Genomic DNA, 2,781 nt, shown 5'->3' on the forward strand with positions numbered 1-2,781 from the left:
CTCGCGGGGGGCCTGTGGCTGGGGTCGGGGGCCATGCTGCTCATCGGCCACTCGGAGAGGCCGGCAAGCATCGCGGTGGCGGCCTTCCTCCTGGGCATCCTGGGAGATTTGTACCGGCCGGCGGTGTCCGCGGCGGTGGCGGACCTGGTGCCGCCCCGGGACCGGGCGCGCGCGTACGGGTTGCTCTACTGGGTCATCAACCTGGGCTTCGCCATCGCGCTGCCGCTGGCGGGCCTGCTCGCGGGGCTGGGCTACCGGCTGCTCTTCATCGCGGACGCGGTGACCACGTTCCTCTACGGCTGCTGCGTCTGGGCGTTCGTGCCGGAGACGCGGCCCCCGGAGGCCCAAGCGGCGCACGCGTCCCACTCCCCGCTGGGGGCGATGCTGACGCCCTTCCGCGACAGCGTGTACCTGGCCTTCTGCCTGCCGGTGTTCGCGCTGGCCCTGCTCTTCCACCAGAGCTTCCTGAGCCTGCCGGTGACGCTGACCCAGCAGGGCCTGACGCCCGCCCAGTACGGGCTGGTGATGTCCGTCAACGGAGTGCTCATCGTCGCGCTCCAGCCGTTCGTCGTGCGAGGCGTGGGCCGGGTGCGCCGCTCCACCGCGCTGGCGGTGGCGGCCGTGCTCACCGCCGTGGGCTTCGGGCTGCACGCGCTGCCGGCCACCGTGCCGCTCGCGATGGCGGCCGTGGCGGTGTGGACGCTGGGGGAAATCGTCCACTCGCCGGTGGCGCCGTCGGTGGTGGCGGACCTGGCGCCGGCGGAGCTGCGCGGCAGCTACCAGGGCGCGTACCACATGATGTGGGGCCTGGCGTCCAGCGTCGCCCCCGCGCTGGGCGGAGCGATGCTGGGCCACGTGGGTGCCGCCGCGCTGTGGGCCGGCTGCTTCTGCGTGGGCCTGGCCGCCGCCGCGTGGCACCTGACCATCGCGGGAGCGCGCAGGCGCCGGGTGGAGACACTGCGGCTGGAGCGCCCGGAGATGAGCGCCAGCCTGGACTGAGAGGCTACTGCCCGACGCCCAGCAGGGCCTCCGGCCGGGTGAGGCCGCGCGCGCGGGCGACGGGCTGGAGGATGTCCTGCGGCGGCGCGTCCGCGGTGAGCAGCAGCGCGCGCACGGCGGTCTCCACCACGTCCTCCGCGCCGGGGCGCACCATGCCGCGCCGGGCGTCCTCCACGCGCTTGCCGCGGTACAGGTCGAAGCGCTCCTTCACGTGCTTCGCCACGTCCGCCACGGCCTTGTCGCCCGCGTCCACGCGCAGCTCCAGCTCGTTGCGCAGCTGCACGGGGTCCGCGAGCACGCCGTAGCGGTCATAGCCCTTGTGCGCCAGGTCCTCGTGCAGCACCGCGTAGTCCCGCGTGTTGGGCGCGGGCACCTGCTGGGGCGTCAGCAGGTCGCGCATCACCGACGTCACGGTGGCCGTCACGGTGAGCCGGTGCAGCTGCACGTCGTAGACGAAGTCCGAATACATGGGCTCCTCCACGGTGATGGGCTCGCGGAAGACGGAGTCGCGGTTGCGCTGCACCTCGGTGCGCTGGGTCTCCGCCTTGTCCAGCGCCACCTGCACGGCCACCTCCAGCACGCGCGCAGCCTTGGCCTTCATCGTCATCAGGCCCTCGTCCTGGGTGCACTGGCCGGAGCAGCGCTCCGGGTCGCACTCGCTGGGCACCTTGCCCGGGCTCTTCGCGTCGCGGGCCTCCTCGCCGCACTCCTGGATGGCCGCGCGGCACTCGCGCTTCTCCCGCTCACGGCAGCGCTCGGCGACGTCGCGCAGCGTGCCCAGCTCCAACTGGGCCTTGAGGTACTCGCGCAGCACGGCGGCCTGCTTGCGCTCCACGCCCTCCAGGGTGCGCTCCGCCTCCAGCAGCTTCTTCTCGTTGTCGCCGCGCTTGGGGTTGGGCACGGAGCGGTTGCCCGCGAGGTAGCGCTGGCTGCGCTGCGAATCCTCCACCGCCTTGAGCGGCAGCACGCGCTCCAGGGACAGGTCCAGCTTCACGCCCACGCGGCCCGGGGGCGCCTCCGTCACGACCTTCAGGGGCAGCTTCGTGGGGAGCGCCGAGGCCAGCCGTCCCGCGCTCAACCGCTGGGCGACGTCGGGGGCCTGGGCGTTGTCCTCCACGGGCGTGGCGACCACCAGGAAGGCCACCTCGTCGCGCAGCCGCTGCCGCACGGACTCCGCGCGCTCCCGGGCGGCGGTGGCGCCCACGCGCTCCTGGTCCGCGCGCACGTAGGCCACGAGCGCATTGCCCAGCTTGCCGGCCTTCTCCAGCGTCTCCGCGCTGGCGAAGAAGCGCCTGGCCCACGCCACCTGCACGGCGTCCACGCCCTTGCGAGCGTTCACGTGGTCCGGCGACACGGCCAGCACCGCGTCCAGCTCCGCGCGGGCATCCTGGAGCTTCTCCTCCTTGAGCAGCCCCAGGGCCACCTGGACGCGCGCATCCAGCGTCTGGGCGAGCAGCGCGCGGGCCCCATCATGGTCGGGGTTCAACTCCAGCACGCGCACCAGCAGCTTGGTGGCGGACGGCAGGTCTCCGGAGGAATGGGCGGCACCGGCCTCCTGGTACACCTCCTCGCCCCACTCCCTGCGCACCGCGCGCAGCTTCACGGTGATCTCGGAGGCCTCCGGATCCGCGGCCAGGGCGCGCAGGTAGGCGGCTTCGGCCTCCGCCCAGTGGCGCTCCTTCACGGCGCCGTCGCCCTCGCGCACCGCGCGGGAGAAGGCGGAACAGCCGCTGAGCAGCACGAGCGACAGCAGGGCCAGGGCGCTCAGCCAGCGGGAGGAAT

General features: G+C 73.5%; 2 protein-coding genes. One reads left to right on the forward strand and one right to left on the reverse strand.

All coding sequences use genetic code 11. From position 1 onward, the window contains the following. Positions 1-999 (forward strand): MFS transporter (locus D7Y21_RS40935; RefSeq protein ID WP_147469533.1); only part of this gene is annotated, 999 nt, incomplete at its 5' end. Positions 1,000-1,003: 4 nt separating this feature from the next. On the opposite strand, the gene traC is transcribed toward D7Y21_RS40935, so the two are convergent. Then, a partial coding sequence (gene traC / locus D7Y21_RS40940) for an outer membrane exchange accessory lipoprotein TraC (protein ID WP_147469534.1) occupies positions 1,004-2,781 on the reverse strand: 1,778 nt, incomplete at its 5' end.

This window comes from Corallococcus sp. AB045 (assembly GCF_003668895.1).
Lineage (GTDB): Bacteria > Myxococcota > Myxococcia > Myxococcales > Myxococcaceae > Corallococcus > Corallococcus coralloides.